The sequence below is a fragment of the Bartonella sp. HY328 genome, from assembly GCF_025449335.1.
In the GTDB taxonomy this organism is placed as follows: Bacteria; Pseudomonadota; Alphaproteobacteria; order Rhizobiales; family Rhizobiaceae; genus HY038.
In genome coordinates this window covers 2,759,464-2,786,089 of sequence record NZ_CP104883.1, presented here as the reverse complement: position 1 = coordinate 2,786,089, position 26,626 = coordinate 2,759,464, and the positions used below count along the sequence as shown (strand labels likewise).

Annotated in this window: 23 protein-coding genes; 11 read left to right on the top strand and 12 right to left on the bottom strand. The window is 39.9% G+C overall.

The genetic code is table 11. The features are described from left to right. Window positions 1–547 precede the first annotated feature (547 nt). The 6 genes from N5852_RS11890 to N5852_RS11865 all read left to right on the top strand — a co-directional run bounded on the left by N5852_RS11890 (window position 548) and on the right by N5852_RS11865 (window position 9,508). Entirely contained in the window at window positions 548–1,729 is a 1,182-nt protein-coding gene (locus N5852_RS11890) for an aspartate aminotransferase family protein (RefSeq protein ID WP_262097990.1), read from the top strand. A 26-nt stretch (window positions 1,730–1,755) separates the two neighbouring features. Next, window positions 1,756–2,673: an ornithine carbamoyltransferase gene (gene argF, locus N5852_RS11885; protein ID WP_262097989.1), complete on the top strand. Its 918-nt coding sequence runs from the start codon at window positions 1,756–1,758 to the stop codon at window positions 2,671–2,673. Between the two features lies 1 nt (window position 2,674). Continuing rightward, a complete protein-coding gene (locus tag N5852_RS11880; protein WP_262097988.1) occupies window positions 2,675–3,658 on the top strand; it encodes an Hsp33 family molecular chaperone in 984 nt (327 codons plus the stop codon). A gap of 294 nt (window positions 3,659–3,952) precedes the next feature. Further along, entirely contained in the window at window positions 3,953–4,483 is a 531-nt protein-coding gene (locus N5852_RS11875) for a tellurite resistance TerB family protein (RefSeq protein WP_262097987.1), read from the top strand. Between the two features lie 831 nt (window positions 4,484–5,314). Further along, window positions 5,315–6,934, top strand: a complete 1,620-nt coding sequence (proP, locus tag N5852_RS11870; RefSeq protein WP_262097986.1) for a glycine betaine/L-proline transporter ProP — start codon at window positions 5,315–5,317, stop codon at window positions 6,932–6,934. Between the two features lie 504 nt (window positions 6,935–7,438). Continuing rightward, window positions 7,439–9,508: a TonB-dependent receptor domain-containing protein gene (locus N5852_RS11865; RefSeq protein WP_262097985.1), complete on the top strand. Its 2,070-nt coding sequence runs from the start codon at window positions 7,439–7,441 to the stop codon at window positions 9,506–9,508. A 188-nt stretch (window positions 9,509–9,696) separates the two neighbouring features. Here the strand turns inward: N5852_RS11865 and N5852_RS11860 are convergent, their stop codons facing one another. Next, window positions 9,697–10,701: a 2-hydroxyacid dehydrogenase gene (locus tag N5852_RS11860; RefSeq protein ID WP_262097984.1), complete on the bottom strand. Its 1,005-nt coding sequence runs from the start codon at window positions 10,699–10,701 to the stop codon at window positions 9,697–9,699. Window positions 10,702–10,987: 286 nt separating this feature from the next. Here N5852_RS11860 and N5852_RS11855 point away from each other — a divergent pair, with 286 nt between their 5' ends. Next, on the top strand, window positions 10,988–11,587 hold the full coding sequence (locus tag N5852_RS11855; RefSeq protein ID WP_262097983.1) for an SH3 domain-containing protein: 600 nt from the start codon (window positions 10,988–10,990) through the stop codon (window positions 11,585–11,587). 82 nt (window positions 11,588–11,669) lie between these two features. On the opposite strand, the gene accD is transcribed toward N5852_RS11855, so the two are convergent. Both accD and N5852_RS11845 read right to left on the bottom strand, forming a co-directional pair. After that, on the bottom strand, window positions 11,670–12,575 hold the full coding sequence (gene accD / locus N5852_RS11850) for an acetyl-CoA carboxylase, carboxyltransferase subunit beta (RefSeq protein ID WP_262097982.1): 906 nt from the start codon (window positions 12,573–12,575) through the stop codon (window positions 11,670–11,672). Between the two features lie 240 nt (window positions 12,576–12,815). Beyond that, window positions 12,816–13,250, bottom strand: coding sequence for a DUF805 domain-containing protein (locus tag N5852_RS11845; RefSeq protein WP_262097981.1), 435 nt, complete (start codon window positions 13,248–13,250; stop codon window positions 12,816–12,818). Between the two features lie 565 nt (window positions 13,251–13,815). On the opposite strand from N5852_RS11845, the gene N5852_RS11840 reads away from it, so the two are divergent. Then, window positions 13,816–14,124, top strand: a complete 309-nt coding sequence (locus N5852_RS11840) for a DUF485 domain-containing protein (RefSeq protein WP_262097980.1) — start codon at window positions 13,816–13,818, stop codon at window positions 14,122–14,124. 2 nt (window positions 14,125–14,126) lie between these two features. Further along, on the top strand, window positions 14,127–15,839 hold the full coding sequence (locus N5852_RS11835; protein WP_262099756.1) for a cation acetate symporter: 1,713 nt from the start codon (window positions 14,127–14,129) through the stop codon (window positions 15,837–15,839). 481 nt (window positions 15,840–16,320) lie between these two features. Here the strand turns inward: N5852_RS11835 and N5852_RS11830 are convergent, their stop codons facing one another. From N5852_RS11830 to N5852_RS11790, 9 genes are all read right to left on the bottom strand, one after another. After that, window positions 16,321–17,073, bottom strand: coding sequence for an ankyrin repeat domain-containing protein (locus N5852_RS11830; RefSeq protein ID WP_262097979.1), 753 nt, complete (start codon window positions 17,071–17,073; stop codon window positions 16,321–16,323). A 411-nt stretch (window positions 17,074–17,484) separates the two neighbouring features. Beyond that, entirely contained in the window at window positions 17,485–18,480 is a 996-nt protein-coding gene (coaA, locus tag N5852_RS11825) for a type I pantothenate kinase (protein ID WP_262097978.1), read from the bottom strand. Continuing rightward, window positions 18,477–18,797 (bottom strand): phosphoribosyl-ATP diphosphatase, encoded by a 321-nt coding sequence (locus tag N5852_RS11820; protein ID WP_262097977.1) that lies wholly within the window; start codon window positions 18,795–18,797, stop codon window positions 18,477–18,479. Before N5852_RS11820 ends, coaA begins: the two co-directional genes overlap by 4 nt. Window positions 18,798–18,810: 13 nt before the next feature. Beyond that, entirely contained in the window at window positions 18,811–19,602 is a 792-nt protein-coding gene (gene hisF / locus N5852_RS11815; RefSeq protein WP_262097976.1) for an imidazole glycerol phosphate synthase subunit HisF, read from the bottom strand. An 11-nt stretch (window positions 19,603–19,613) separates the two neighbouring features. Then, window positions 19,614–20,360: a 1-(5-phosphoribosyl)-5-[(5-phosphoribosylamino)methylideneamino]imidazole-4-carboxamide isomerase gene (gene hisA / locus N5852_RS11810; protein WP_262097975.1), complete on the bottom strand. Its 747-nt coding sequence runs from the start codon at window positions 20,358–20,360 to the stop codon at window positions 19,614–19,616. Continuing rightward, entirely contained in the window at window positions 20,357–21,007 is a 651-nt protein-coding gene (gene hisH / locus N5852_RS11805; RefSeq protein WP_262097974.1) for an imidazole glycerol phosphate synthase subunit HisH, read from the bottom strand. Before hisH ends, hisA begins: the two co-directional genes overlap by 4 nt. Window positions 21,008–21,075: 68 nt before the next feature. Next, window positions 21,076–21,672 (bottom strand): imidazoleglycerol-phosphate dehydratase HisB, encoded by a 597-nt coding sequence (gene hisB / locus N5852_RS11800; protein ID WP_262097973.1) that lies wholly within the window; start codon window positions 21,670–21,672, stop codon window positions 21,076–21,078. A gap of 234 nt (window positions 21,673–21,906) precedes the next feature. Continuing rightward, the gene (gene chpT, locus N5852_RS11795; RefSeq protein WP_262097972.1) at window positions 21,907–22,536 is read right to left on the bottom strand and encodes a histidine phosphotransferase ChpT; all 630 of its coding nucleotides are present in this window, start codon (window positions 22,534–22,536) and stop codon (window positions 21,907–21,909) included. Between the two features lie 152 nt (window positions 22,537–22,688). Beyond that, a complete protein-coding gene (locus tag N5852_RS11790) occupies window positions 22,689–23,957 on the bottom strand; it encodes an ATP-binding protein (protein ID WP_262097971.1) in 1,269 nt (422 codons plus the stop codon). 757 nt (window positions 23,958–24,714) lie between these two features. Here N5852_RS11790 and ppk2 point away from each other — a divergent pair. Together ppk2 and N5852_RS11780 are read left to right on the top strand one after the other, a co-directional pair. Further along, window positions 24,715–25,662: a polyphosphate kinase 2 gene (gene ppk2, locus N5852_RS11785; RefSeq protein ID WP_246708124.1), complete on the top strand. Its 948-nt coding sequence runs from the start codon at window positions 24,715–24,717 to the stop codon at window positions 25,660–25,662. Window positions 25,663–25,687: 25 nt separating this feature from the next. Then, a complete protein-coding gene (locus N5852_RS11780; protein ID WP_262097970.1) occupies window positions 25,688–26,557 on the top strand; it encodes a transporter substrate-binding domain-containing protein in 870 nt (289 codons plus the stop codon). The last annotated feature ends 69 nt before the right edge of the window (window positions 26,558–26,626 follow it).

Genomic DNA, 26,626 nt, shown 5'->3' with positions numbered 1-26,626 from the left:
TATTGTGTGAACTTTAAATAGGGGTTCATTCCTTATTTTGCAATCGCCAATTTGCATTTACAAGATTTAAATTAGCTTTGCGGCATAAATTCTCAATAAAATTGTAAGGAGTGGCTTTTGAAAATTGGCATCACTTAGAAACAACAATAATATATTAAATTACAATATTAGATAATATTATTGCCGTGCTAACTTTCAATAACTGCCCAGCCTTTGATATGTTCCAAAAAAATGCAATACTCAAGAAAAATAGCCATTATATTTTACCTCATAATTTAGCTTTTAGTCAGAGGTTTATAGCAACAGCTTTGATCTTTAACTTGGATGCTGACCATATTTTATGGAAAAATAAAAAAAGTTCTAACTTCTTTCCCCCTTTTTTTAATGGCTGATTGACATTTTATCTATCGGACACAATAGTGCTTTTATCCGTTGATTTTATGTGTATTGGTTGCCCAGTCTATCAATCAACATGTGTCACTTTTTTTACATGTCAAGATCAAGCCTGCTATTATAATTAATTTTAAACCTTTGGAGACTAAAAATTATGAAAACGCCTGATGCCTCACCGCTCTATGATACATTTGCTCGTATCAATTTGCGCTTTGAGCGAGGAGAAGGGCCATGGCTCTTTACGCAAGAAGGTGATCGATATTTGGACTTCACCTCTGGTGTGGCGGTTAATGTCCTTGGTCATAATCATCCCCATTTGGTTGAAGCTATGAAACAGCAGATTGAAAAGGTTTGGCATCTTTCCAATTTGTTTGAAAATCCGTTGCAAGAAAAGCTGGCACAGCGGCTTTGCGATGCAAGCTTTGCTGAAAAGGTGTTTTTTGCAAATTCTGGTGCTGAAGCAATTGAATGTGCGATTAAAACTGCGCGGCGCTATCATTATGTTAACGGTAATCCAGAGCGTTATCGCATCATCACTTTTGAAGGGGCTTTTCATGGCCGCACCTTGGCAACCTTAGCGGCTGGAGGGCAAGAAAAATATCTTGAAGGTTTTGGGCCAAAAGCGCAGGGTTTTGATCAAGTACCATTTGGCGATAATGACGCACTCAAAACAGCTATCAATCATGAAACAGCCGCTATTTTAATTGAGCCTGTGCAGGGTGAGGGCGGTGTGCGTCCCGTGCCCAATGAAACAATGCAGATGCTGCGGGCATTATGTGATGAACATGGTTTAATGCTTATTTTTGATGAAGTGCAATGTGGCATTGGTCGAACGGGCAAATTATTTGCCTATGAGTGGACAGGTGTGACACCAGATATTATGGCAATTGCCAAAGGTATTGGTGGTGGTTTTCCGGTTGGGGCTTGTCTTGCAACTAGCGAGGCTGCTAAAGGGATGACGGCTGGTAGTCATGGTTCAACTTTTGGTGGTAATCCACTTGCTATGGCGGCTGGTAATGCTGTGCTTGATATTGTATTGAGTCCGGGGTTTCTTGATCATGTTAATCTTATGGCCAATGAATTAAAGCAGGGGCTTGTTGCCATGATTGATACCTATCCTCACATTGTTGATGATGTGCGTGGTAAAGGTCTATTGACCGGTCTGCATTGCGTTATCCCTAATACAGATCTGATTGCTGCATTGCGCCAAGAAAAATTATTAACTGTTGGTGCTGGTGGAAATATTGTACGTTTTTTACCACCACTAAATGTTACGGCTGAAGAAATACGCGATGCATTACAGCGGGTTGAAGCAGCTCTTAATCATCTAAAATAAGCAAAAATTTAGGGAAAATAATAAAAATGGTTGATAATATTCGTAGCTTTACCGATCTTTCCACTTTTTCTGGGGAAGGTTTACGCGCTATTTTAGATGATGCCAAATTTATGAAGGCCGAATTAAAGGCAGGCCGTCGTACAAAACCTTTAGCAGAAAAAGTTTTGGCAATGATTTTTGAGAAGCCATCAACGCGTACACGCATTTCTTTTGATGTGGGTATGCGGCAATTGGGCGGTGAGACTTTGATGCTAACCGGCTCTGAAATGCAGTTAGGCCATAGTGAAACCATTGCAGATACAGCGCAAGTTATTTCACGTTTTGTTGATATCATCATGATCCGTACAACGACACATGATCGTATGTTGGAAATGGCGCAATATGCTGGCGTGCCGGTAATTAATGGTTTGACTGATGATACCCATCCTTGCCAAATTTTGGCTGATATCATGACCTTTGAAGAACATCGTGGTCCAGTTGAAGGCAAGACCTTTGCTTGGATGGGCGATGGTAATAATGTTCTACACTCCTTGATTGAAGCAGCAACACTTCTTAAATTCAAGCTGCGCATTGCAACGCCAGAGGGAAGTGAACCACAGCAAAAATTTGTGGATTGGGCCTTAAAGCGCGGCTGTGACATTGAGTTGACAAGGGATGCAAAAAAAGCGGCAACTGATGCAGATTGCATCGTAACCGATACTTGGGTTTCAATGGGGCAAGAGTTTCGTGCTCGTGAAAATGAAATCTTCATGCCTTATCAAGTCAATGAAGCTTTGATGGCTCTTGCCAAACCTGATGCATTATTTATGCATTGTTTGCCAGCCCATCGTGGCGAAGAAGTTGTTGATGGCGTGATTGACGGCCCTCATTCTGTTGTTTTTGACGAGGCAGAAAACCGTTTGCACGCACAAAAGGCCATTATAAAATGGTGTATGGAGTCATAAGTTGACACAAAAGTCAGAATTTAGAGATGAAGAAGTAAGAATAGGCGATTATGTTTTTGCCGGCGATGATGCAGTTGTGCCTTTTGAGGTTGAACGCCTTGATGCACGCGGTCGGGCTGTGCAACTGGGCGCCTCGCTTAATTCCATTCTTGATCGTCATAATTATCCATCAGTAGTTTCAAAACTATTGGGCGAAGTTATGGTACTTACTATTTTGCTTGGCAGCTCGTTAAAGTTTCAAGGCAAGTTAATTGTCCAGACAAGCTCTAACGGGCCTGTTAACCTTTTGGTCTGCGATTATACAACGCCAGCTAATTTGCGAGCTTATGCCCGCTTTGATGAAGATGCGCTAAATGACGCAATTGCTGCCAATAAAACTTCGCCTGAAGAGTTGTTGGGGCAGGGCACCATGGCTTTAACCGTTGATCAAGGTGCAAATATGCAGCTTTATCAAGGTATTGTTGCGCTTGATGGTTCCAATTTACAAGAAATTGCGGTGAATTATTTTAGGCAGTCGGAGCAAATTCCAACGCAAGTGCGCCTTGCCGTTGCCGAGTTGCATGACCGTGACAGCGATGGTAAAGCACGTGTGTCATTGCGCGCTGGTGGTTTATTGGTGCAGTTTTTGCCGCAATCTACTTTGCAGATGGGGGAAGATGCAGAAGAACAAAAGAAGCATCAAGAAGCCCATTGGGAAGAAGTGGAAGCTTTGGTCAATACGGTTGAAAGTGATGAATTGACCGATCCTGATGTTCCTTCAGAGCGTTTGCTGTATCGCTTGTTTCATGAACAAGGGGTGCGCGTATTTGAAGCAACAACTATTATTGACGATTGCTCATGCTCACGCCAGAAGATTTATGATGTGTTGAGTACTTTGAGTGCGGAAGAAATCGCCGATAGCACAGAAGATGGTAAAATATCTGTTACCTGCGAGTTTTGCTCTACCCATTATGATTTTGATCCCGCAGATTTTTTGAAGAGTTAAATTTTTACCGCTAATCTTCAATTTTTTTTATTTATGGGTTTAAAAACCTATATCATTGAGAATTTTAAAAATGGGCGTTACCTGTCGGTGACGCCCATTTTAGTTCTTATGCTGCTCAATCATATTTTACAAAAGATGTCCGGTAAATCGCGATACCGAATTTTTATTTTTTGATACGGATATATTAAATAAAATAAAAAAAATATTTATGGAACTCAAATCAGTGTCGATCGTTCTAATTTAGCATTTTGCAAATTATTTATTGCTGTTTAGCTAATAGGGTGGATACACATCATGGGTATATCGATTTTCAAAAATATAACTTCGCAGCAAAGCAAGGATTTTTGGGAGCAACACATTGCGTCATCAGACGGTGTTAGCGTGAGTGATGCGAATAATGGTCTTATCGATTACGCAAAAGATATAGACACTTATAACTTTGACTCCGCTTTTTTTATAATTCCTCTGTTGCGTTCAAAAATTCATGAAGCGAAAAGCTCTCATCACATAAGCGGTGAACAAAAAGAAGAAATTGTAGATTTGATCTATAATTCGGATCTTGGTGATTATTACAAAAAATCACTGATAGATCATTTAGAAAGCCCTATCAATCTTGATGCGGTAATTGATGAAGCAAAAGCAAACTCCTATTACACAAAAGCTTATTTTTCTAGCTTGCTAACCGCGTCATCAGACGAAAAAGACCAGCTATTGGACCTTCGGTCGCAAATTTCCTTGTCTGACACAGAATTACAGAAAATCGCCTTTGATATGATTACCATGATGCACAATAATCACGGCGTACAACCAAACAACGAAGATTAATTTATAAGATCCAAGTAAAACACAAAGGTAAATGGAATTTTTCATTACTTTTGTGTTTTTTTTAATTATTAATTAGGGTTGAGGCCGCTGCTTTTATGCTTAATTTTGAAGCCTTAATAGTCAGAAATATTTTCTAAACTTTATATCAAAGTTACACGTGAATAAATAAAACTATTTATATCCGCAGTTGCATAAGTCATTTAATAGTGCAGTTACGAATGATTAAATAAAAAATATTTTTATTAATATAATAAAATTAGCACGCATTATTGAAGTCAAAGTAAACGTAATAAAATTAGAATTATATTAATTTATTATATTTTAATTTGATATTGTTTCGGCATTTTTAAATTTATTGAAAATGTTAGTATGGCATTATTATTTTTATTCGCAGTTTCCCTAGACTTTTGCATTTGTCACACTAAGTGAAAACATAAAACTAACTGAAATTATCAAACTAATTGAAAATTTCACGCTAATTGGAAAAATAAATATCTTTGAAAATGCAATATCTGGCGTTTTTCCCTTAATAAAAGCGTAAATATATAGCGGATTAAAAAGTAGCTAAAGTTTTAATAATTATAATAAAATTAAAGTTTGAAGATGAATTGTAGCCTTGTTTTCGCATGATTTTATTAAAATTTTAAAAAAAACTTGAAATTTTGAAAGCAATGTGTTATAAAGATGGCTTATTTGTGAAACTTAGGGAATTTGTCTATTCGACAATACTTGTTATTTTGTAGACATTTTAAGAATTTATTTTCTTATACTTTGCATTTTTGCGTCTCCCTTTAACTCCACTTTAATGTAATTTAAAATAGAGAGTAAGATATGTCTCAAGCAGAGCAACAACCGTTAAAGGTTGATGATATTCCTATTGTGAGTAATAGTGAATTGAAAAAGGTTATTTCGGCGACAGGACTTGGCAATGCAGTTGAGTGGTTTGATTTTAGTGTTTATGGGTTTTTAACCGTTATTATTGGCAAGGTGTTCTTTGCCGATGCATCGCCCACCATGCAGCTAATTTTTACTTTAATGCTCTTTTCTGTGCCTTTCTTGTTTCGCCCATTGGGGGGCGCAATTTTTGGTATTTTAGGCGATAAGATTGGCCGCAAATCCATTCTTTCTTTTACCATTATTATGATGTCGGCAAGTACTTTTTGTATTGGTATCATACCACCTTATGAAAAAATTGGTCTTTTCGCGCCGTTTTTATTGCTGCTTGCAAAGATTATTCAAGGGCTTTCGGTTGGCGGTGAATATTCAGGTGCAGTGGTGTTCGTTTCTGAATATTCTCCCGATAAAAAGCGCGGGTTTTTGGCAAGCTGGTTGGATTTTGGTTCAATTGTTGGCTTCTTGGCTGGTGCTGGTACCGTTTCGCTCTTGTCTGCAGTACTTGGCACTGAAAACTTGGAAAGCTGGGGATGGCGTATTCCGTTTCTTTTATCTTTGCCATTAGGTTTTATCGGCCTTTATTTGCGTAAATCTCTTGATGAAAGCCCAACATTCCAAAATTTAGAAGAATCTGACCGCGATAATGCAACATCAGTCAAAAAGATTTTTACGGATAATTGGCTTAACATCGTTTTGAGCTGTGGCATTGTGATTGTTACTAATACTACTTATTATATGTTGCTTACCTATATGCCCAATTATCTCGAGGTAAGTTTGCATTATAATTACGATCACAGTATGTTGATCATTATAATTGTAATGGCTTTTATGTTGTTTATTCAGCCATTAGTTGGTTTCTTAAGCGATAAAATTGGACGTAAGCCTTTTCTCGTTGGTGGTGCTTTAGCGTTGCTCATACTAGCTGTCCCAAGCTTTTGGCTAATCCAGCATCATAATGTATTGTTTATCGCTTTGGGCTTTACTATTCTCGCGCTTATTCTTTGTTGTTTTATTGGTGTCATGGCATCTGTTTTGCCTGCACTATTTCCAACCGAAGTACGATTTAGGACGTTAGCTATATCGTTTAATATTTCAGTTATGGTTGCTGGTATTACACCGCCTTTGGCAGCTTATCTTGTTGCTCAAACAGGCAATCTTTATATGCCAGCATTTTATCTAATGGTTGTCGCGCTGATTGGATTAATTGTTGGCATGAAAGTGCATGAAACAGCTAATCAACCCTTGATGGACGCAATACCTGTTGCTTCATCGCGCTTTGAAGCAAAACAAGTTTTGGCAGAGCATTTTGATCGTATCGAAGAAAATGTTAATGCAATCGAGGATAAAATTTCTGGCCTCGAAGATAAAAAGCAGGAGCATTTTGAAAAGGCGGAAGAAAACATTAATGCGATAGATGAGAAAATTTCTGGCCTTGAAGATAAAAAGCAAGAGCACTTTGACAAGGTTGAAGAAAGCATTAGCGCAATTGATGAAAAAATTACTGAATTAGAAGAAAAGCGACAAAATTTGATTGATCAACATCCAAAATTAAGCTGATATTGATTAGTTTGAAAAGCTATACACGCTAAAGACAAAGATCTTTCGTGTGTATAGCTTCTTTTTATTTGTAAGTTTAAATGAATTCATTGCATCTTAAACTCCTAGTTAAGCCGACTATTTGAATTGGCTTTTTAAATATTCAAATTTTAAGCGAATAGGTTGATTTTTTGTAAAAAAGCTAATGTGCTTAACAATTATTTCGTGACGACCAGCAACGGGCTAATGCAATTTACGCCGAGAATGCGGTAAATGAAAACGAATCGAAAAAATTTACATTTTTGTTTGATTTTTACATGCTGGGCGAAAAGTTGAAATTCTTTAATAAAACCTATTTGAAACAAGATAGTTATAAAAAATTAACCATATTTCTTCTCACTTTTTATAATAAATCTAAAGTTTCTAAAATAAGTGTAGGTTATCGCATTCCTATTGTTGACATTAAAAAAAATTAATTTCATCAGTCTTTTAATATGACATTAATCATCATATTTGGAGAGTGGAATGAAAACGAAACTATCTGCAACGATAGGAGCGCTTATTGTAGGGGTAAGCCTGTTATCGTTAGTACCGCAATCTTTTGCGCAAAATACTACATCCCAAACAGATAGCACTGAAGAAGAAGCGCAAAGCCGCAGCGGCAATAATGCGCTTTTAGATACGGTTGTTGTTACTGGGACATCGGTTGCAACCAATTTAATTGATGCGCCTGCCAGTGTTTCCGTTGTTGGGCAAGAGCAGTTACAGCAGCGCGCCGTACCTGATATTACTGAAATTTTGCGTACGGTACCAGGCGTTAATGTCGGCTTTGGCAGTGACGGTACCCGCGGCATTAGTATGCGCGGTATGGGATCAGGATATACGCTTATTTTAATTGATGGAAAGCGCGTAAATGCTGGTCTTACCACAATGCGCCATTATAATGGTGATCTTGATTGGGTGCCAATTGATGCAATTGATCGCATTGAAGTCGTACGTGGGCCGATGTCAACCCTTTATGGTTCGGATGCCTTGGGCGGTGTTGTCAATATCATCACCAAACGTCCAGAAGGTAAATGGACTGGTTCATTAACAACCGAATATATTGCGCCAGCAAGCAGCGGCACGGGTACAACCCGTAAAGCAAAGGGCTTTATCGGTGGTGCAATTGTTCCCGGCCAGTTGGACTTTATGGGCTTTGGTAGCATTGGCCGTCAAAAGCCAGCAAATCCTAATGACCATGATGGCCTACAAGTACCACGCGGTGTTGATGATTACGATCTTAATGGTCGTTTCACTTGGACACCAAATAAAGATCATCGTTTTGAATTTGAAGGTGGCGGAGCAAGGCAGAAATACAAGCCTTGGCTTGAACCTAATGAAGTCGATAATAGCGAAACTGAAATTCGCCGTGTTCATGGTTCTATTCGTCACATTGGCGATTGGGGCTTTGGTACATCTACTGTTACTGGACAAATTGAAGAAGCCAAAAATCTTCATAATACCACAAATCGCGCCGGTGCAGTCACTGGTTCAACCGCTATTTCCGTGACTACCGCAACTCTTGACGGTAAGCTTTCAATGCCGCTTACTATGATGGGCTTCAAGCAAGATTTGACTATTGGTGGCGATTATCGTCACGAAAAAATGGTCGATGATGAAAACACCGGCAAGTTAAATACGTGGCTTGGTACAAAAGGCTCACCAGAAACAACAATGTGGACGGCTGCTGTTTTTGCTGAAGATCAGGTTCATTTAACTGATGCATTGAAAATGACTCTTGGCTTACGTGTTGATCGCCATGAAAAATTTGGTACCCATACCAGCCCACGCGTCTATTTCAACTATAATGTTAATGACGCTTTAACGTTGAAGGCAGGTTGGGCGCAGGCGTTTAAAGCGCCAAATCTTCGCCAACTTAATCCCCATTGGGTACAAACATCACGCGGTCGCGGCTGCGGAGCTGTGGGCGGCCCATGCGAAATGGTTGGTAACCCAAATTTGAAGCCTGAAACAAGCAATAGTTTTGAAGTCGGCGGCTATTACATGCATTCCATGTTTGATGCCGGGCTAACCTATTTCTATAATGAGATTGATGATAAGATTACATCAGCTCGCGTGGCAACTCTTATCATGCCTAATGGCACGAAATATGTGCAGCAGGTCAATGTCGATAGAGCAAGAACGCAAGGTCTTGAAGGTAATTTCACCCTTTATTTCCATCCCAACTGGACATGGAATAATACAGCAACCTATCTTATCGAGTCAAAAAACCTTGAGACAGGTCAGCCGCTTTCAGCGGATCCAGAATATTCAATCCATACGGAGTTAACATGGCAAGCCTTAGAAAACCTTGCTATGACCGCTTCAATGGACTTTTATGGCAAGCAGGTTGATTATACTATTGCAGAAACTTTATCAGCGCAAAATGTCTCCGCTTATAATATTACCAATTTCTCGGTAAAATATGATCCAACCAAAAACTTCACGGTAAGAGCAGGCATTAATAATATTTTTGATAACCAGCCAAAAGCTGAATCAAACTATGCTGAAAACGGTAGAAGTTATTTTGTATCATTAACAGCGAAATTTTAAAAAATAAGCGGACCATTCTTTTGAATGGTCCGCTTTACTGGAAAAAAGATAAGAATTACTCAACAATAGCATGCCTAGTTTTTGTAAGTTGTGGCATGCTTTTTTTGCCTATTGTATCTCGCAATTACAGCCCATTTTTGCTCAATACGCTCTGGTTCTAAGGCGTAAAATCAACTTATATAATTAGCTTATGATCGGGCTGGAATAATGCGGTCTGGTGGGCGATGATGATCGACAAATGCGCGGATATTAATGATAACTTTTTCGCCCATATCAATTCGGCTTTCTATGGTTGCTGAACCCATATGGGGTAGTAAAACAACTTGGCCTTTCTTGGCAAGATCAAGTAGGCGTGGATTAATCGCTGGCTCATTTTCAAAAACATCAAGACCAGCCCCTGCTAAGGCAGCATTTTCAATGGCTATCGCAAGTGCTTCTTCATCAATAACTTCGCCCCGTGCTGTATTGACGATATAGGCACTTTTTTGCATTTGCGCGAGACGTTCAGCTGAAAGTAAATGAAATGTGGCGGGGGTTGATGGACAGTTAATAGATACAATATCCATGTTTTTAAGCATCTCATCAAGATTGTCCCAATAGGTTGCGCCCAATGAATCTTCGATAGCAGTGCTTGCACGGCGGCGATTGTGATAATGAATGGAAAGCCCAAAGGCTCGTGCGCGCCTTGCAACAGCAGTACCTATACGCCCCATGCCAATTATGCCAAGTTTTTTACCCCAGATGCGTCGGCCAAGCATCCAGTTTGGCGACCAGCCTTGCCAAAAATTTCCCTCAGTGCTGTTTAAGACATTTGCACCTTCAACCAAACGACGTGGCACAGAAAGAATGAGAGCCATAGTCATATCGGCAGTATCTTCGGTTAAAACATTGGGCGTATTGGTAACGATAATACCATGAGCAGTGGCCGCAGCAACATCAATATGATCGGTTCCATTGCCAAAACTTGCTATCAGCTTGAGTTGTTGACCTGCATGCGCAATTAATTCAGCGTCGATGCGGTCATGAATAGTTGGAACCAATATTTCGGCAAGTTTTACCGCTTCAAGCAATTGGCCTTTGGTCATTGCTAAGTCGGGTGCAAGGCGGACGTCAAAAAGTTCCCCCATTCGCGTTTCAATTGGGTCAGGTAATTTACGGGTTAATACAACAAGCGGTTTTTTTTGATCAATCATTCCCTGTCCCAATCATTTCATAGCCAACCACTACATATCTTAAATGTTATAATAGCCTATTGGGCATTATATAACATAATTAAGGTAAAGGGCGTATTTATATATTTTAGAAGCGCCTGTTAAAAAATAACATTAACAAAGATTGTGTATTTTGTATTCTATTGACTGCTCATTAACCAGCTTGGCTTATAGCTATGCGGATAATGGGATATGTCTTGCTGCATATTCTATTCAAATGTTTAGCATTTGCCAGTTTAAATGCAATAAAAATTTAAATGGAATAAAAATGAGGTTAATTGTGCAGTTTTCCGCTCTTTTGAAAACGACTTTTTGGGTTATTGTCAGCATTTTTGCAGGAATACAAATAGCAATTGCGCAGGAGGCGGCAAGCCAAGAAAATGCCGTAACGAATGGTAATGCTGAAGCGGCGGCAACCAATGAGTCACAGCAAGATAAACCGAAAGTTCCACGCTTTGTCAGTTTAAAATTTGATAAAATTTATGTCCGTGTTGGGCCAGATTCCAATAAATACAAAATAGCATGGATTTATCAGAAAAAGGGTTTACCTGTTGAGGTTACCGACGATTATGATCAATGGCGACGTATTCGTGATGTTAATGGTGAAACAGGCTGGGTTCTTAAAAATCAGCTTGATAACAAGCGCACGATCATCACTGTACCTTGGGTAAAAGATGATTATTTATTTGCGATGAGAAAAACTCCTGACGATAACGGCGTATTGGTTGCTGAAGTACAATCAAAAGTTACTGGCACTGTGCGATCTTGCAATGGTACATGGTGTGAAGTTGATATCCAAGGTTATCGCGGTTGGCTAAAGCAAACGGAACTTTGGGGCGTATATCCTGAAGAAATAATCAAAAAATAAAAAAGCACCACAATTCATTTTAAAATGATTGAAGTGCTTTGGTCAAATTATCCCCCAATTATCACTGGGGGATATTAGGTAATTATGCAGCGCTTTCGTCTACAGGTTCATCAATAATTGATTCGACCTGTTGTGGTGCAGGCAGTTTCATCATCAAGCGCAAGAGACGGGCGATGGTTTCTTTCAATTCAAGGCGTGAAACAACCATATCCACCATGCCGTGATCTTTAAGATATTCGGCGCTTTGGAAGCCTTCTGGTAATGTTTCGCGGATTGTTTGCTGAATAACGCGTGCGCCAGCAAAGCCAATAGTTGCCCCTGGTTCAGCAATATGAATATCGCCGAGCATAGCATATGATGCAGAAACGCCGCCGGTTGTTGGGTTGGTGAGCACAACAATATAGGGCAGTTTTGCTTCTTTCATCCGTTCAATAGCAACAGTTGTGCGTGGCATTTGCATTAAGGACAATATGCCTTCTTGCATACGAGCACCGCCAGAAGCGGTGAAAAGCACTAAGGGGCGATGTTCAGCCATCGCGGTTTCAAAAGCCTTTACAATTGCTTCGCCAGCTCCCATGCCTAAAGATCCCCCCATAAAGGAGAAGTCCTGAACGGTTGCAATGATAGGTAAACCTTCAATAGTGCCACGTGCATTAACGATGGCATCATCCATACCAGTGCGCGAGCGGTAATCTTTTAGACGATCAATATAGCGCTTTTCATCGCGAAATTTTAACGGATCTGTCACGACCTTAGGGTTTTCCAAGGTTTCGTAAAGACCATCATCCATAAAATGCTTTAAACGATCTTTGACAGGAATACGCATATGATGGCCAGATGCGGGAATCACATATTGGTTTTCAACCAAATCCTTATGAAATACCATTTCACCACTGATTGGATCTTTAATCCATAGGTTTTCAGGCATTTCACGCCGACCCAACATTGAATTGATTTTGGGTCTAACAAAATTTGTAATCCAGTTCATCTCTTTGGGCTTTCCTTCCAGATCATTTTTGCGCAACTTCAATTTTTGCGCAACTTATTGTAAAATGATCAATAAATTCTTATCAACTTATTATAAGATCTTTTACGCACCATAATGGCGATATTAATGTTTGTCATAAATACACAAAATGGCGAAAATAAAAAGGCATAAGGATATTTTTAAAAAAGATTAAATATCTTTTATGCCAAAAAAATCATGACGTCTTGCTAAAATATCAATTTATTCATCACTGTTTTGCATGGGAGCGGGGCCAAATTTGTTTTCACCTTGCGTACCATCTAACAGCATGAGACCTAAAACTATGAAAGGCGATAACATGTTGACATAAGGGATAAAGGCTAAAAGCCAAATTGCCAATATCCAAATACCAGATAAATTTTGATCATGGGCTCGCCTTACCATAACTGTAAAACAGGGGAAAATAGTTGCAAGGCAGAATAACATAAATGGCCCCCAAATAATCGCGGCTTCCCACGAGACATAACCAAAAATTTTATAACGCGCTAATTCAAGTATAAGGCCTGCAAGAAAACTAAGAATTAGCCCCATTATATAAAATAAAAAAAACCAAAAAAATTCAGATTTAGATGCGCGGCTATCAAAATCAAAATAGCCATGACGTAAACAATGTGAAACTGCTGAAAAAAAGCCCATTAGCTACCCGTACTCCAATGAATGGGATAAAATTATTAATAAATCCCTATTTTGTTTTACCACAGTTTTTTATAATCATGGCTGTATCAAAAGGAGTAAAATATAAATTATATAAATGTTAGAAGAATTTTAAGAAAATTAAATAATTTTTTGTAATGAATACAAATATTTATATTGTTATTTAATAAGCGGTTTACGTTTTCACAAAAATGTGATTGGCATTTTTTAGCATTCTTACCCCCAATGGATATTGGAGGAATTATATTTTTTAGGTTTATAAAAATTCTATTTGTGATACTTGCAGCGCAATAGCTGTTGGTTTTAAATGAATTTATTAGTTAATACAGATGGATAGCTGTGGAGAGCTAATTTGTATGAATTAATAGCTAACCAAAAAATTGCTTGGATTTGGAGGAATCTTAGCTTTTTTAAAATGACAAATATTTTATCAGATAATCAATGACTTTACGCCTGTGGGCATTAATTGTTCTGTAGTTGAAATCTGAGAAGGTTCTCTCGTCATTTTGCATTTAATCTTAAGTCCACAGGGAAGGAGGAACCCGTTATGGATGAACAGATGGTAGCCCGCATTGAGGCAAATCCCGATTACATCGAATTAAAGAAGAAGCGCAATATTCTTGGCTGGTCGCTTACTTTAGTTGTTTTAATTGTCTATTATGGCTGGATTTTTATTATTGCATTTAACCCCCAATTTTTGGCCACAAAAATCGGCGCAGGTGTCACCACAATTGCAATTCCAATAGGTATTGGTGTCATTGTGTTAATGGTTGCGTTAACTGCATTTTATGTAGTGCGTGCAAACAGGATTTATGATGATCTGATTAGTCGGCTTCAAAAAGAGGTGGACAAATGACGATGATCAAAAATTTAAAATTGCTGTTTTTAGCTGCAAGTTTGGCTTTTATCTCTCAGTCCCATGCTTTTGCCGATGCAATTGGTGGTGAAATGCAAAAGCAGCCATTAAATCTAACTGCTATTGGCATGTTTGCACTTTTTGTGCTGTTCACCTTAGGCATTACCGCATGGGCTGCCATGCGTACCAAATCACGCGCCGATTTTTATACAGCGGGTGGCGGTATTTCAGGTTTTAAAAACGGACTTGCTATTGCTGGCGACTACATGTCTGCGGCTTCATTTCTTGGTATTTCAGCTATGGTGATGAACCAAGGCTATGATGGGCTTATCTATGCCGTTGGTTTTCTTGTCGGCTGGCCGATTGTAATGTTCCTTCTTGCCGAGCGCATGCGTAACCTTGGACGTTTCAATTTCGCCGATGTGTCAGGTTTTCGCTTTGATACTAAACCTATCCGCATTTTTTCGGCCTGTGGTACGCTAATTGTGGTTGCATTTTATCTCATTGCGCAAATGGTTGGAGCAGGGCAGCTCATTAAGTTGCTTTTTGGTATCAATTATATTTGGGCGGTGCTTATCGTTGGCGTATTGATGATTACTTATGTGTTGTTTGGTGGTATGAAAGCGACAACATGGGTGCAAATTATTAAAGCATGCCTTTTGCTGTTTGGTGTTACCTTTATGGCATTTATGGTCTTGCTGCATTTTAATTTCAATTTTAATAGTTTCTTCCAAGCCGCAGTTGACGTTAAAACTCAAATGGCACTTGCCGATGGCAAAACAGCTGAGGAGGCCGCAGCAGCAGGTTTAAAAATTATGGCTCCCGGTGGCTATGATGCAATCTCAGCCATTTCGCTTGGTATGGCGCTTATGTTTGGTACTGCCGGTTTGCCGCATGTTTTAATGCGTTTTTTTACCGTGCCAAATGCACGTGAAGCACGTAAATCAGTATTATGGGCAACTGTTTGGAGTGGCTATTTCTATATCGTTATCTTCATTATTGGTTTTGGTGCTATTGCTCTTGTGCTATCCAATCCTGAACTTGCAGCACCGTTAACTTCTGGTCCAGGTGCATCCAACATGGCGGCTGTAATGGTTGGTAAGGCTGTAGGTGGCAATTTGTTTTATGGCTTTATTTCTGCCGTTGCCTTCGCAACTATTTTGGCTGTGGTTGCAGGTCTTACCCTATCTGGTGCCACCGCTATTTCTCATGACATTTTCAATATGATCTCGAGAAAAGGTATGGCAACAAATGATGAAGAATTGCGCGTATCACGTATTGCTACAATTTGCATCGGTATTGTTGCAGTACTACTTGGTATTGCTTTTGAGCAGCAAAATGTTGCTTTCATGGTGGGGCTTGCTTTTGCTATTGCGGCATCGGCAAATTTTCCGGTCTTACTACTCTCCATCCTGTGGAAGGGTTGTACAACGCGCGGTGCGGTAATTGGCGGCTTCATTGGCCTTGCTCTTTCCGTTGGTCTAACAATCGTTTCGCCGGCCGTTTGGGTTAGTACATTGCATTTTTCAAAAGAATCTGTGCTGTTCCCCTTTGCCTCGCCCGCTATTATTTCTATTCCGGTGGCATTCCTTAGTGTTTGGTTCTTCTCAGTGATTGATAAGAGTGCGCGTGCTAAAATTGATAAGGCAGGTTTTAGAGCTCAAGAAATTCGTTCTGAAACGGGTTTTGGTGCCTCCAAAGCATCCGACCATTAAAATTTGAAAGCCTATATGAACAGGAAGTAATGATTTTGTAGTTCAAATTCGGTTTATGGCAGCTTCACTAATATTTAATATTGGTGCAGCTGCCATTTTCATTTCATTGCGGCATGTCAAAAATGCCTTATACTGGTAATCGCAATGTAAACCTATTGAATTGTATTGGTTATTTTACCCGCTACAATAGCTGTTTTTGTTGCTGATAATGGCATGATTGGCTTCGTCGTTTTAGCACTCGTTAAACGCATAAAGGCGGAGTATTATATTAATGGTGATGGACACTATTGCATCAGTGACAAAAATTTTATTGAATCATTATAAAAGGTACTCGCCCAGATACTATTTTAGTAAAAATGCGTCTTGTTTTTGCAGCGATAAAATTATTCAAAAATTTTATGCAATTTTTTGGCGGTGCAAAAAGTAACAAACCACAAAGACCAAAAGCCTTTGTGGCTGCAGTATTTAAAATAATTATATTTTAGTAATCGCAATATGGCTTGTTAATACGGTGATTAATTGCACCATGTTCCATCAATATTTTAATCGTGCCTGCATTACCGTTGCGGCAGGCAAAGGTTAATGCATCTTGGTCATAGGCTGGGTGGCTGGTGTCTTTTTCGGTTGTGACCAGATCAGTCTTCGCGCCTTCCTCAAGCAAATATTTTACGATTTCTTGACGGTCATTGCTTGATGCAACAATAAGGATCGTCTCGCCTTGAATATCATTGCTTTGATTGTCTAAATCAACCTTATCTTTTAGCAATTCGCGTAGCTTTTTAAATACAGCGACATTTTTGCCAAGACCTGCTGATTTTAACGCATTGGTAACATCGGCGCGGTCGGTTGCCATGAGGTTAGCATTTTTTGAAACAAGATAGTCAACAATATCTTCATAGCCGATAAAGGCGGCCCAACCCAGTGCCGTTTGGCCAAGGCTTGCTTCGTCCTTAACTTCAATATTTTGGCCATTATCTACCATTGTTTTAATGGTTTCAATATCGCCTTGTTTCACAGCATCAAACCATTTGGCATCAGGACCCTCAGATGGCTTGGTATAAAACACTCGGTGGCGCAACCGTGTTGGATTAGCAATTTCCACCATTTCTGCATAATCCATGCGGAAATGCTTGTAATCATCAGGGTTTTTGGGATTTAGTTCAGCGGCATTGGCCGAAACACCAGTTATTAGTGGAATGAGCGTGGATAAAAGTATTTTTTTCATTTTATTCATGTCGGATTCCCTTTTAATATCATTGTTGAGTTTTGAATAAATTTATATTATTTCTGATGAGGACATAATTAATACTACGATTAAATGATAAAATATAAATATTAGTGCATCAATATTTTAAAATAGAAAATATTTTTTATTTTAAGTGTTTTTAGTTATTTAGAGTATTTCTTAAAATACCAAAATTAAGCAAACAGTGATTGAAAAAAAATCGTATTTTATAAAATTTTATTGATTATCTTCATCAAGAAATATAGATAAATTTTCAATTTATTTAAAATAATTTCGGCAATAAACTATTTTTTAAAAAGTGTTTTACTATAGGAAATCATTACAGTTTTAGGAATGATAATAAAATTTTTCTTATAAAAGAGGGGTTTTGAAATCAGTTATATCTTAAAAGCTAAGCTGTTAAAGCTTTCTAAGGGCGACTTTCTCAACCAAATGATTTTGGCCTTTGCGCAAAATGAGGCTGGCCCGCGGTCTTGTAGGCAAAATATTTTCTTCCAAATTCTTAAGGTTGATATTATCCCATAGACCTTGCGCCATGGCACTTGCCGCATCATCGCTTAGGCTTGCATAGCGATGAAAAAACGATTGTGGGTTTTGAAAGGCGGTTTCGCGTAGGCGCTTAAAGCGCTCCAAATACCATTTGTTTATCATAGCTGTATCAGCATCAATATAAATGGAAAAATCAAAAAAATCCGAAACAAAGGGAATAGCGCGCCCACCGCTCGGCAAATCCCGCACTTGCAAAACATTGATACCTTCAAAAATAAGAATATCCGGTTGGTCAATGGTGATATATTCGCCTTCCAAAACGTCATAGCTTAAATGCGAATAAAGCGGTGCAGGTACCAAGTGGCGGCCAGCCTTAATATCATTTAAAAAGCGTAAGATTTTACCGGTATCATAGCTATCTGGAAAGCCTTTGCGATCCATGCGGTTTTCAGCGCGTAGCACGTCATTAGGATATAGAAATCCATCTGTGGTAACAAGGTCAACCTTAGGGCTCGTGGGCCAGCGCTTAAGCAGTTCTTGCAAAATACGTGCAGTGGTTGATTTGCCAACCGCAACCGATCCTGCAATGCCAATAATAAAAGGCGTTTTAGGAATATTTTGCATGCGCAAAAAATCGCTGCGTTGCCTAAAAAGCTGCTGCGAAGATTCTACATGGGCATAAAGCAAGCGCGATAGTGATAAATAAATACGTTGTACTTCATCAAGGTCAATCGGATCGCCTATAGAGCGTAACCGCTTAACTTCATCAAATGTAAGAGTTAATGGAGTATCAGCGCGAAATTTTGCCCATTCTTCTGCCGAAAAAAGACTATAAGGAGAATATTGACCGTTTAATACATCATAGCTTAAATCAGGTATTTCGATTGCATGGGCATTATTATTCATGGCTGACGTGCCGCCTTTTCTTGCAAGCCAGTTTGCGCCGTTCTTTTGTCTAATTCGGCCATAACGTCATCAACATTAATGCCAGCAATTTCCCAAACAACAGCAAGATGATAAAGAAGGTCGGCGCTTTCACCAATTAAATGTTGCTTATCTTCGGCCAAAGCAGCAATAACCGTTTCAACCGCTTCTTCACCAAGCTTTTTAGTAGCTTTGGTCATGCCATTTTCAACAAGACTTGCGGTATAGGAGCTGCCATCGGTAACTTTAGCGCGCGTACCAACAATATTGGTTAAAGTCTTTAAGGTAAATTCACTCATATCATTGTCTCAATTATTGCTCGCCAATGGGGTCAAGTCGCATAGGCAACCCTGCCTTTGCCATATAATGCTTGGCTTCACTAATTGAATAGGTGCCAAAATGGAAGATCGAAGCTGCAAGTACCGCTGTTGCGTGGCCATCACGAATACCTTCAACCATATGCTCTAATGTGCCAACGCCGCCAGATGCAATTACCGGTACCGATACCGCATCGGCGATCGTCCGGGTAAGTGCAATATCATAGCCTGATTTGGTACCATCACGATCCATGGAGGTTAGCAAGATTTCGCCAGCACCGCGCTTTACCATGTCTTGTGCAAAAGCAATGGCATCAATGCCAGTTGCTGTACGTCCACCATGGGTAAAAATTTCCCAGCGTGGGTTTTCGTCTTGCGGATTTACGCATTTGGCATCAATCGCCACAACAATACATTGATTGCCAAATTTATCCGCACCTTGTGAGACAAGATCAGGATTTTGTACCGCAGCGGTGTTAATCGCGACCTTATCGGCACCTGCCAATAATAGATTGCGCATATCTTCAACCCGTCTCACGCCGCCACCAACGGTTACAGGCATAAAGCAATGTTCTGCGGTGCGGGCGACAACATCAAATATAGTTTCGCGATTATCGGACGATGCGGTAATATCAAGAAAACATAATTCATCAGCGCCAGCCGCATCATAAGCGCGGGCAGCTTCAACAGGATCACCAGCGTCAATTAAGTCAACAAAATTGACACCTTTGACAACGCGGCCATCTTTTACATCAAGACAAGGAATAACCCGTGCTTTCAAGCTCATTTTATGCCCTTTCAAGTGTTGCTTGTCGCATTGCTATTTTTAAGCAATTGTAATGCTTCATGTGGATTGATACGTCCGTCATATAAAGCGCGACCAGAAATAGCACCGTTTAAAATCGCCGCATCGCTTCTAGTTAGGCGTTTAACATCATCAATGGAAGCAAGCCCACCCGACGCAATGACGGGAATGGTAACCGCATTGGCAAGTCGCAAGGTTTCATCAAAATTAATGCCGCTTAAAATGCCATCACGATCAATATCTGTGTAAATGATAGCGGCAACACCGGCGCCCTCAAATTGTTTGGCAAGGTCAATCACGTCAAGTTCTGATTCTTCCGCCCAGCCTTCAACCGCAACCTTGCCCTTGCGTGCATCAATACCAACAGCTATGTGGCCTGGAAATAATCGGCACGCTTCACGCACAAGGGCTGGATCACGCACGGCAACAGTGCCAAGGATAACACGGGAAAGCCCCTTACTGAGCCAATTTTCAATATGCTCTATTGTGCGGATACCGCCGCCAAGTTGCACGGGATTTTTAGTAGCTTTTAAAATAGCGTCAACTGCATCGCCATTCATGGATTTACCAGCAAAAGCGCCATCTAGATCCACGACGTGCAACCATTCAAAGCCTTGTTGTTCAAAGCTCAAAGCTTGCGCGGCAGGGTCTTCATTATAAAGGGTAGCTGCATTCATATCACCTTTGACAAGACGCACGCATTGACCTTGTTTTAAATCGATTGCAGGATAAAGTATCAAGGCATCCACTCCAGAAAATTGGCAATTAATTGTAAACCGAGGCGTTGGCTTTTTTCAGGATGAAACTGCGTACCAACAATATTATCGCGACCAATCATTGCAGTGATAGGGCTACCATAATCGGTTGTGGCTATTAGTTCTTGCGGCTTTTCACATTCAAAATGATAAGAGTGAACAAAATAGGCATGGAGCCCATCACTGCCAGTTGGAATTTGTGATAATAATGGGTGATTGTTATGAACGCTCAAAGTATTCCAGCCAATTTGCGGAATTTTATAATCGCTTGATTTTGGTTTGATAGGCACAACATTGCCGCCAATCCAATCAAGACCAGCGGTTTCGCCTTTTTCTAAACCGCGCCGCGCCAAAAGTTGCATACCAACGCAAATACCAAGAAATGGTTTGCCGCCAGCAATCACTTCTTCATTAAGGGCGGTAATCATGCCGGATAAATCTTGAAGGCCTTGTTTACAGTCGCCAAAAGCGCCAACGCCAGGCAAAACAATGCGATCAGCTTGCGCTAAGTCTTCGGCCTTATCGGTTAATATTATTTCAGCCTTGATTGCGTGATCATGGGCAGCGCGCTCAAATGCTTGCTGAACCGAGCGTAAATTACCAGAACCATAATCTATAATTGCAACACGCATTTAATTTTCCTTGTTGCCTTTTATGAGTGCCTTATTCCAAGCTTTTAAAGAGCTAAGAAACAGTTTTATCAACCTTGCAGTGAACCCTTGGTTGAGGGGATAGCATCGGGTTGGCGCGGATCGCTTTCCATGGCTGTACGAAGGACACGGGCAACGGCTTTAAAACAGGTTTCGGAAATATGGTGATTGTTGACACCATAGTGATTGGTTACATGAAGGGTAATGCCCGCATGTTGACTTAAGGCTTGAAAGAACTCTCGCACCAATTCCGTGTCAAAGCTGCCGATTTTTGCAGCATTAAAGTTAACATTCCACACAAGAAATGGGCGGCCAGAAACATCAATGGCTGCGCGGGTTTCGGTTTCATCCATGCAAAGATCAAGTGATGCATAACGAATAATGCCCTTGCGCGTACCCAAAGCCTTATCAATGGCTTGACCAAGGGTAATGCCGCAATCTTCAACAGTATGGTGGTCATCAATATGTAAATCACCATTGGCAGTAATTTCCATATCAATCAATGAATGGCGCGATAATTGTTCAAGCATATGATCGAAAAAGCCGATGCCGGTATTGATATTAAACTGCCCTGTGCCATCAAGGTCAATTTTAACGCTAATATCAGTTTCATTGGTTTTACGGCTTAGCGAGGCTTTACGTGCCATAGTCTATTCCCTCTTATTTATCATTGCGTCACTATAGCTTGCCAAGCCTATAGTGCAATGCTTGATTAAGTTAGCGTGACTATCTATTTTTCTCACCACAAAATCAACATTAAAACACTTCATTTATAAGAGACGATGACATTTTATAACAGTTTAAAACACATTTTAAAAAATAAAGCGGCTAAAGCACAATTTTGCTTTAACCGCTTTGTGGTGAATTGTACTAAGAATATTTTAGCTTGCGGAAAAAATAATTTCAGTCGGTAAAACACGAATGTCTATTTTCATATGCGCAAGTTCTGCAAGCAATAAGGTATAATAGGACTGCACGGCATGACCATCCACTGGTTCACCCGGTAAGTCGCCATTAAATAATTCAACAAAGCGCGGCGGAATACGCAACATTTTGCCACTAACTGCAATGGTGAACATGGTTTTATCATTGTCGCGGCTAAGATTGACTTTGATTTCGCCACCGCGCGGAATGGAACCATTGGCAATAAGTATAAGATTAAGCAGCAATTTTACTTCATTTTTTGGCAAAAGCATGCGTGTGCCTTGCCATGATAATTGCGCTTTTTCATTAGCCATATATTTTTGCGCAACTGATTCAGCGTCGCCCGTGTCAATTTCCATACCGGCAGAACCCGCGGCACCATAGGCAATACGAGCAAATTGCAAGCGAGCCGATGCATTGGTTGCCGACATCCGAATGAGTTCCAGCGCATCTTCTTCAGCGCCGCCTTCATCATATAATTCCATTGCATTATTGATAGCGCCAATTGGAGAAATGAGATCATGGCAAATGCGGCTTGCAAGCAGCGCAGCAAGATCTTGGGCTGATAAGGTAATGGCGAGGGGCATGGTAACTCCGCTTTTGAAAAATGCATATGGACTAGTTTGCTTGGTTATAATGCAATGAAGTGAATAGTTTCCTAATCATTTGCTTAAAAAGCTTATACCATCTTTTAAATATTGATTTACTGACTGCTATTGTCGGTAAAACAATATATTGTTTACGGGGACATTGTTTGTTGGGTTTCGGCCGTAATATCAGCCAAATTAGCTTCCTTATTATTGGTGGCTGGCAGTATAACCGTGAAGGTTGAACCTTCGCCAAGTTTTGAGGTTATTTCTAGCTTGCCGCGATGTTGGGTAATGATGTGCTTAACAATGGCTAGGCCAAGACCTGTGCCTTTGTGCGCGCGGCTTATATCGACACTCACACGATAAAAGCGTTCAGTAAGACGCGGTAAATGTTCGGCCTCAATACCCATGCCGTAATCACGAATGGCAATATGGATGTGACTACCAACCGGTTTAGCCGAGACAACAATTTTCTTGCCGGTTGCGGCATATTTTAAGCCATTTTCTACAAGGTTTTGGAATAGCTGAATCAAACTGTCACGATTGGCAGCAAGGGCTGGTATATTTTCTGCAAGATCAAGTTCAATGTCGACATCATTTTTGCGAGCAAGCGGTGTCAATGTGTCTGTGACGTGACGTAATAATTTGACCGTATCAAGCGGTTCAACCATACCGGGCCCCGTTTGAGTTTCAAGGCGTGAAAGCGATAGTAAGTCGTCAATTAAGCGCGACATGCGCTCGGCCTGTTCTTGCATGATTATCAAAAAACGTGACCTAGCTTCGCTATCATTTTGTGCAGGCCCACGTAGCGTTTCAATAAAACCACGTAGCGATGTCAATGGCGTGCGCAATTCATGGCTGGCATTTGCAACAAAATCGGTACGCATACGAGCCAAGCGATGCATTTCCGAATGGTCGCGAAAATGGCAAACAAATAGATCCTTGGTGATTGGAATGATTGCAAGATTAAACCAGCGTTTCTCGGGCCCTTTTTCATCATATTCAATGCTGCGTGCAACGCCGCTTGCAGCAACATTGCGAAAAAGATTAGACAATTCGGGCGCACGAAAACGAGCAAATAGGCTTTGGTCGCGGCTAAGTCCCGAAAATGTTTGATAGGCGGCATGATTGATAAAACTGATATTGCCTGAATTGTCAAAAAATACCAAGGGATCATTAAGCGCATTGGCCAGCTTTTCGGCATCAAATTGCATGATATTTGCGGGTCGTTTTTCAAAGCTTATGCGTTCAGATAAACGAATTAAACGTTTGATTAGTAAAATTAAACGGCGGAAATAAAATATTTCAAAACTCAAAACAATGATACACCACATAAAAGCTAAATGGCTTGGCAAAAACCAGATGGCTGGTAAAAGGCTAAGCCCAATAAGTGTAGCAATTATTCCAAGGCTTTTCATTATTCATTTTACTCCAACTAAAAGTCACATAGGGCATTGATTTGGTAAGTTAAGCCGCTTAAGTCATATATTTATTTGCTTTATAAATTTACTTAAAATCAAATTACTTTATTTGCAAAATGCCCTATTAAAAATCTCATGTTCCTGAATTTATTTTATAAGCAATATCAGATTTGCTAATATTTTCTACTCTTGTGTCATTTAGCCCCTAAAAAGCCAATTAAAAATGGAATCAATAATATCTTTGTATGACAAGTAATATATTACACTGGTTGATAATCCCCATTTATATTACGCGATTTTATTATTTAAAGATAAGAGCATTGCATTCATATGCATTAATGTTGAGTGGGCAGGGCATATTGCCGCAGTTAATAATATTGTATGGAAAATATCTAAAATTGTGGCCTATTTGGTAGCCGAAAAATACCTGAAATTTGAAACGCATTTTTTTAAGATTGATTCGAATATAGGTTAAAATTTGCTAGAATATTTAATATCTATATCGGGGGTAGTTAAATAGAATGGACAACAAAATAAGGCCAATTTTACAACTTAGCTTTTTTAGATTTTATAAATTGTGACTAGGAATAGTTTAAGTTTAAAAACCGTAAAAATTGCGCTAAATTGGACTAGGGCTGGTCATTGTAATTGCTTAGAACTTATTAGTGATAGCTGAAATCTATTTGACTTAAAAACTATTTAAATTGTGATTTTATACAGATACAATATCGAAAATAGCAAAAAGGAGCCAATTGTGAGTGAAAAGCCAAAAAAAAATGGTAAAAAGCCTAAAGTTGACGGGATCGAGCTTACTCTAAATGGCAAAAAGCGGGTGTTCAATATTAGTGATCCCAAATTGCCTGATTGGATTGAAAAGCAGGCAATGACATCAGGCGGTTATCCTTATACGCAAAAGATGAACCGTGATGAATATGAAAAAATGCTTTTGGCTTTACAGATCGAGCTGGTAAAATTGCAGGGCTGGCTACAAGATCAAGGTGGCAGGGTTGTTATCTTGTTTGAAGGGCGTGATGCAGCTGGAAAGGGTGGCACCATCGACGTATTACGTCAATATTTAAATCCGCGTTCTGCCCGAAATGTGGCGCTACCCAAGCCCGATGAAACTGAGAATGGGCAATGGTATTTCCAGCGTTATGTGCAGCATTTTCCAACTCGTGGAGAATTTGTAACCTTTGACCGCTCTTGGTATAATCGCGCGGGAGTTGAATCGGTTATGGGGTTTGCAAGTCCAGCGCAAGTTGATCTATTCTTGTCAGAAGTTCCTTCATTTGAACGCTTAATTGTTTCTGATGGTATTCGTTTCTTTAAGTTCTGGCTTGATATTGGCCAAGAAATGCAGTTGAAGCGTTTCCATGAACGTCGCCATAGCGACCTTAAACATTGGAAATTCTCGACAATGGATGAGGCTGGTATTTCTAAGTGGGATGACTATTCCAAAGCAACAGAGCGGATGGTAACTGTTTCACATAGTGCCATGGCGCCTTGGACTATTGTGCGCTCAAATGATAAACGGCGGGCTCGTTTGGCGGTTATTCAGCGAATTTTATTATCAATTCCCTATACAGATCGCGATATTAATGCCATTGGTGTGGAAGATGGTAATATTATTGGTCATGGTCCATCGTTCCTACGCGAAGGGGATGGATTTGAAAAGAATTTTACCTCTGATGATAAATCCTAACCAGCGTGAGATTTAAAGCTTTAATATGAGATTATGTCCGATTTATACCTTCCGTAGTCTCAGACTGCTTTTAAGCCTTATTACGATTTTGGCTTTGTTTGTACCATGGTCAAGTCACGCTCAGCAGCGTGACTTACCGCATTTTTTTCATAGTAAAATAAAACCAGCAAAGCCTGATTTGAGCCAATATGAAAGGGTACGGTTTTTAACTATAGTTGATTTTCCACCCTTTGATTATCTTAATAATGACGGCGTTTTGTCGGGCTATAATATCGATCTTATTAGGGCTATTTGCGAAGACCTTGATATTGTCGCGCGTTGTCAGATTGAAGCTTTGCCGTTTGACGAATTGCAAAAACGGCTTTTGGACAAGGGTGGCGAAGCGATTATTGCCGGCCTAATCCCAACCATGGATAACCGCCAATATTTAAGGTTTTCTCACGCCTATATTGCATTTCCTGCACGTTTTATCGGTCTTGACAGCAATATTATGTTGGAACCGCTTAGCGATAAGCTCAAGGGTATAAAAATTGGTGTTGTCGCAAAGACGAGCCATGAAATTATGGCGCGAAGCTATTTTCCAAAAGCTGAAGTTGTTGGCTTTAAGGATTATGACACGCTTTATAGTGCAGTATTAACCGGTGATGTTATGCTGGGTTTTGGAGATGGTATGCGCTTTTCGCTTTGGCTTTCGCATCCTGATAATGGCGGCAAAGCACAATTTGTCGGTGGGCCTTATTTAAATAAAGCATTGCTTGGCGGTGGTATGCAAATTGCTGTGCGTGAGCAGGACGAAAATCTTGCTAAAGCCTTTGATTATTCACTTAGCCGATTGGAGCAAAGTGGTAAGTTGCAAGAGCTATATTTGCGTTATTTTCCGATAGGCTTTTATTGAATTTGCAGTTTTATTAAAACTGCATTTTATAAAAAACTGACTTTAAAAAAGGGGCTTTGTTGCCCCTTT

Bases quoted from the DNA above. Each gene is read 5' to 3' on its own strand.
- N5852_RS11780 (WP_262097970.1), top strand. From the start codon at position 25,688: ATGAGATTATGTCCGATTTATACCTTCCGTAGTCTCAGACTGCTTTTA.
- hisB (WP_262097973.1), bottom strand. From the start codon at position 21,672: ATGGCACGTAAAGCCTCGCTAAGCCGTAAAACCAATGAAACTGATATT.
- N5852_RS11865 (WP_262097985.1), top strand. From the start codon at position 7,439: ATGAAAACGAAACTATCTGCAACGATAGGAGCGCTTATTGTAGGGGTA.
- argF (WP_262097989.1), top strand. From the start codon at position 1,756: ATGGTTGATAATATTCGTAGCTTTACCGATCTTTCCACTTTTTCTGGG.
- hisH (WP_262097974.1), bottom strand. From the start codon at position 21,007: ATGCGTGTTGCAATTATAGATTATGGTTCTGGTAATTTACGCTCGGTT.
- N5852_RS11830 (WP_262097979.1), bottom strand. From the start codon at position 17,073: ATGAATAAAATGAAAAAAATACTTTTATCCACGCTCATTCCACTAATA.
- accD (WP_262097982.1), bottom strand. From the start codon at position 12,575: ATGAACTGGATTACAAATTTTGTTAGACCCAAAATCAATTCAATGTTG.
- chpT (WP_262097972.1), bottom strand. From the start codon at position 22,536: ATGCCCCTCGCCATTACCTTATCAGCCCAAGATCTTGCTGCGCTGCTT.
- N5852_RS11855 (WP_262097983.1), top strand. From the start codon at position 10,988: ATGAGGTTAATTGTGCAGTTTTCCGCTCTTTTGAAAACGACTTTTTGG.
- proP (WP_262097986.1), top strand. From the start codon at position 5,315: ATGTCTCAAGCAGAGCAACAACCGTTAAAGGTTGATGATATTCCTATT.
- N5852_RS11835 (WP_262099756.1), top strand. From the start codon at position 14,127: ATGATCAAAAATTTAAAATTGCTGTTTTTAGCTGCAAGTTTGGCTTTT.
- N5852_RS11845 (WP_262097981.1), bottom strand. From the start codon at position 13,250: ATGGGCTTTTTTTCAGCAGTTTCACATTGTTTACGTCATGGCTATTTT.
- N5852_RS11790 (WP_262097971.1), bottom strand. From the start codon at position 23,957: ATGAAAAGCCTTGGAATAATTGCTACACTTATTGGGCTTAGCCTTTTA.
- hisF (WP_262097976.1), bottom strand. From the start codon at position 19,602: ATGAGCTTGAAAGCACGGGTTATTCCTTGTCTTGATGTAAAAGATGGC.
- N5852_RS11890 (WP_262097990.1), top strand. From the start codon at position 548: ATGAAAACGCCTGATGCCTCACCGCTCTATGATACATTTGCTCGTATC.
- N5852_RS11860 (WP_262097984.1), bottom strand. From the start codon at position 10,701: ATGATTGATCAAAAAAAACCGCTTGTTGTATTAACCCGTAAATTACCT.
- N5852_RS11820 (WP_262097977.1), bottom strand. From the start codon at position 18,797: ATGAGTGAATTTACCTTAAAGACTTTAACCAATATTGTTGGTACGCGC.
- coaA (WP_262097978.1), bottom strand. From the start codon at position 18,480: ATGAATAATAATGCCCATGCAATCGAAATACCTGATTTAAGCTATGAT.
- N5852_RS11840 (WP_262097980.1), top strand. From the start codon at position 13,816: ATGGATGAACAGATGGTAGCCCGCATTGAGGCAAATCCCGATTACATC.
- N5852_RS11875 (WP_262097987.1), top strand. From the start codon at position 3,953: ATGGGTATATCGATTTTCAAAAATATAACTTCGCAGCAAAGCAAGGAT.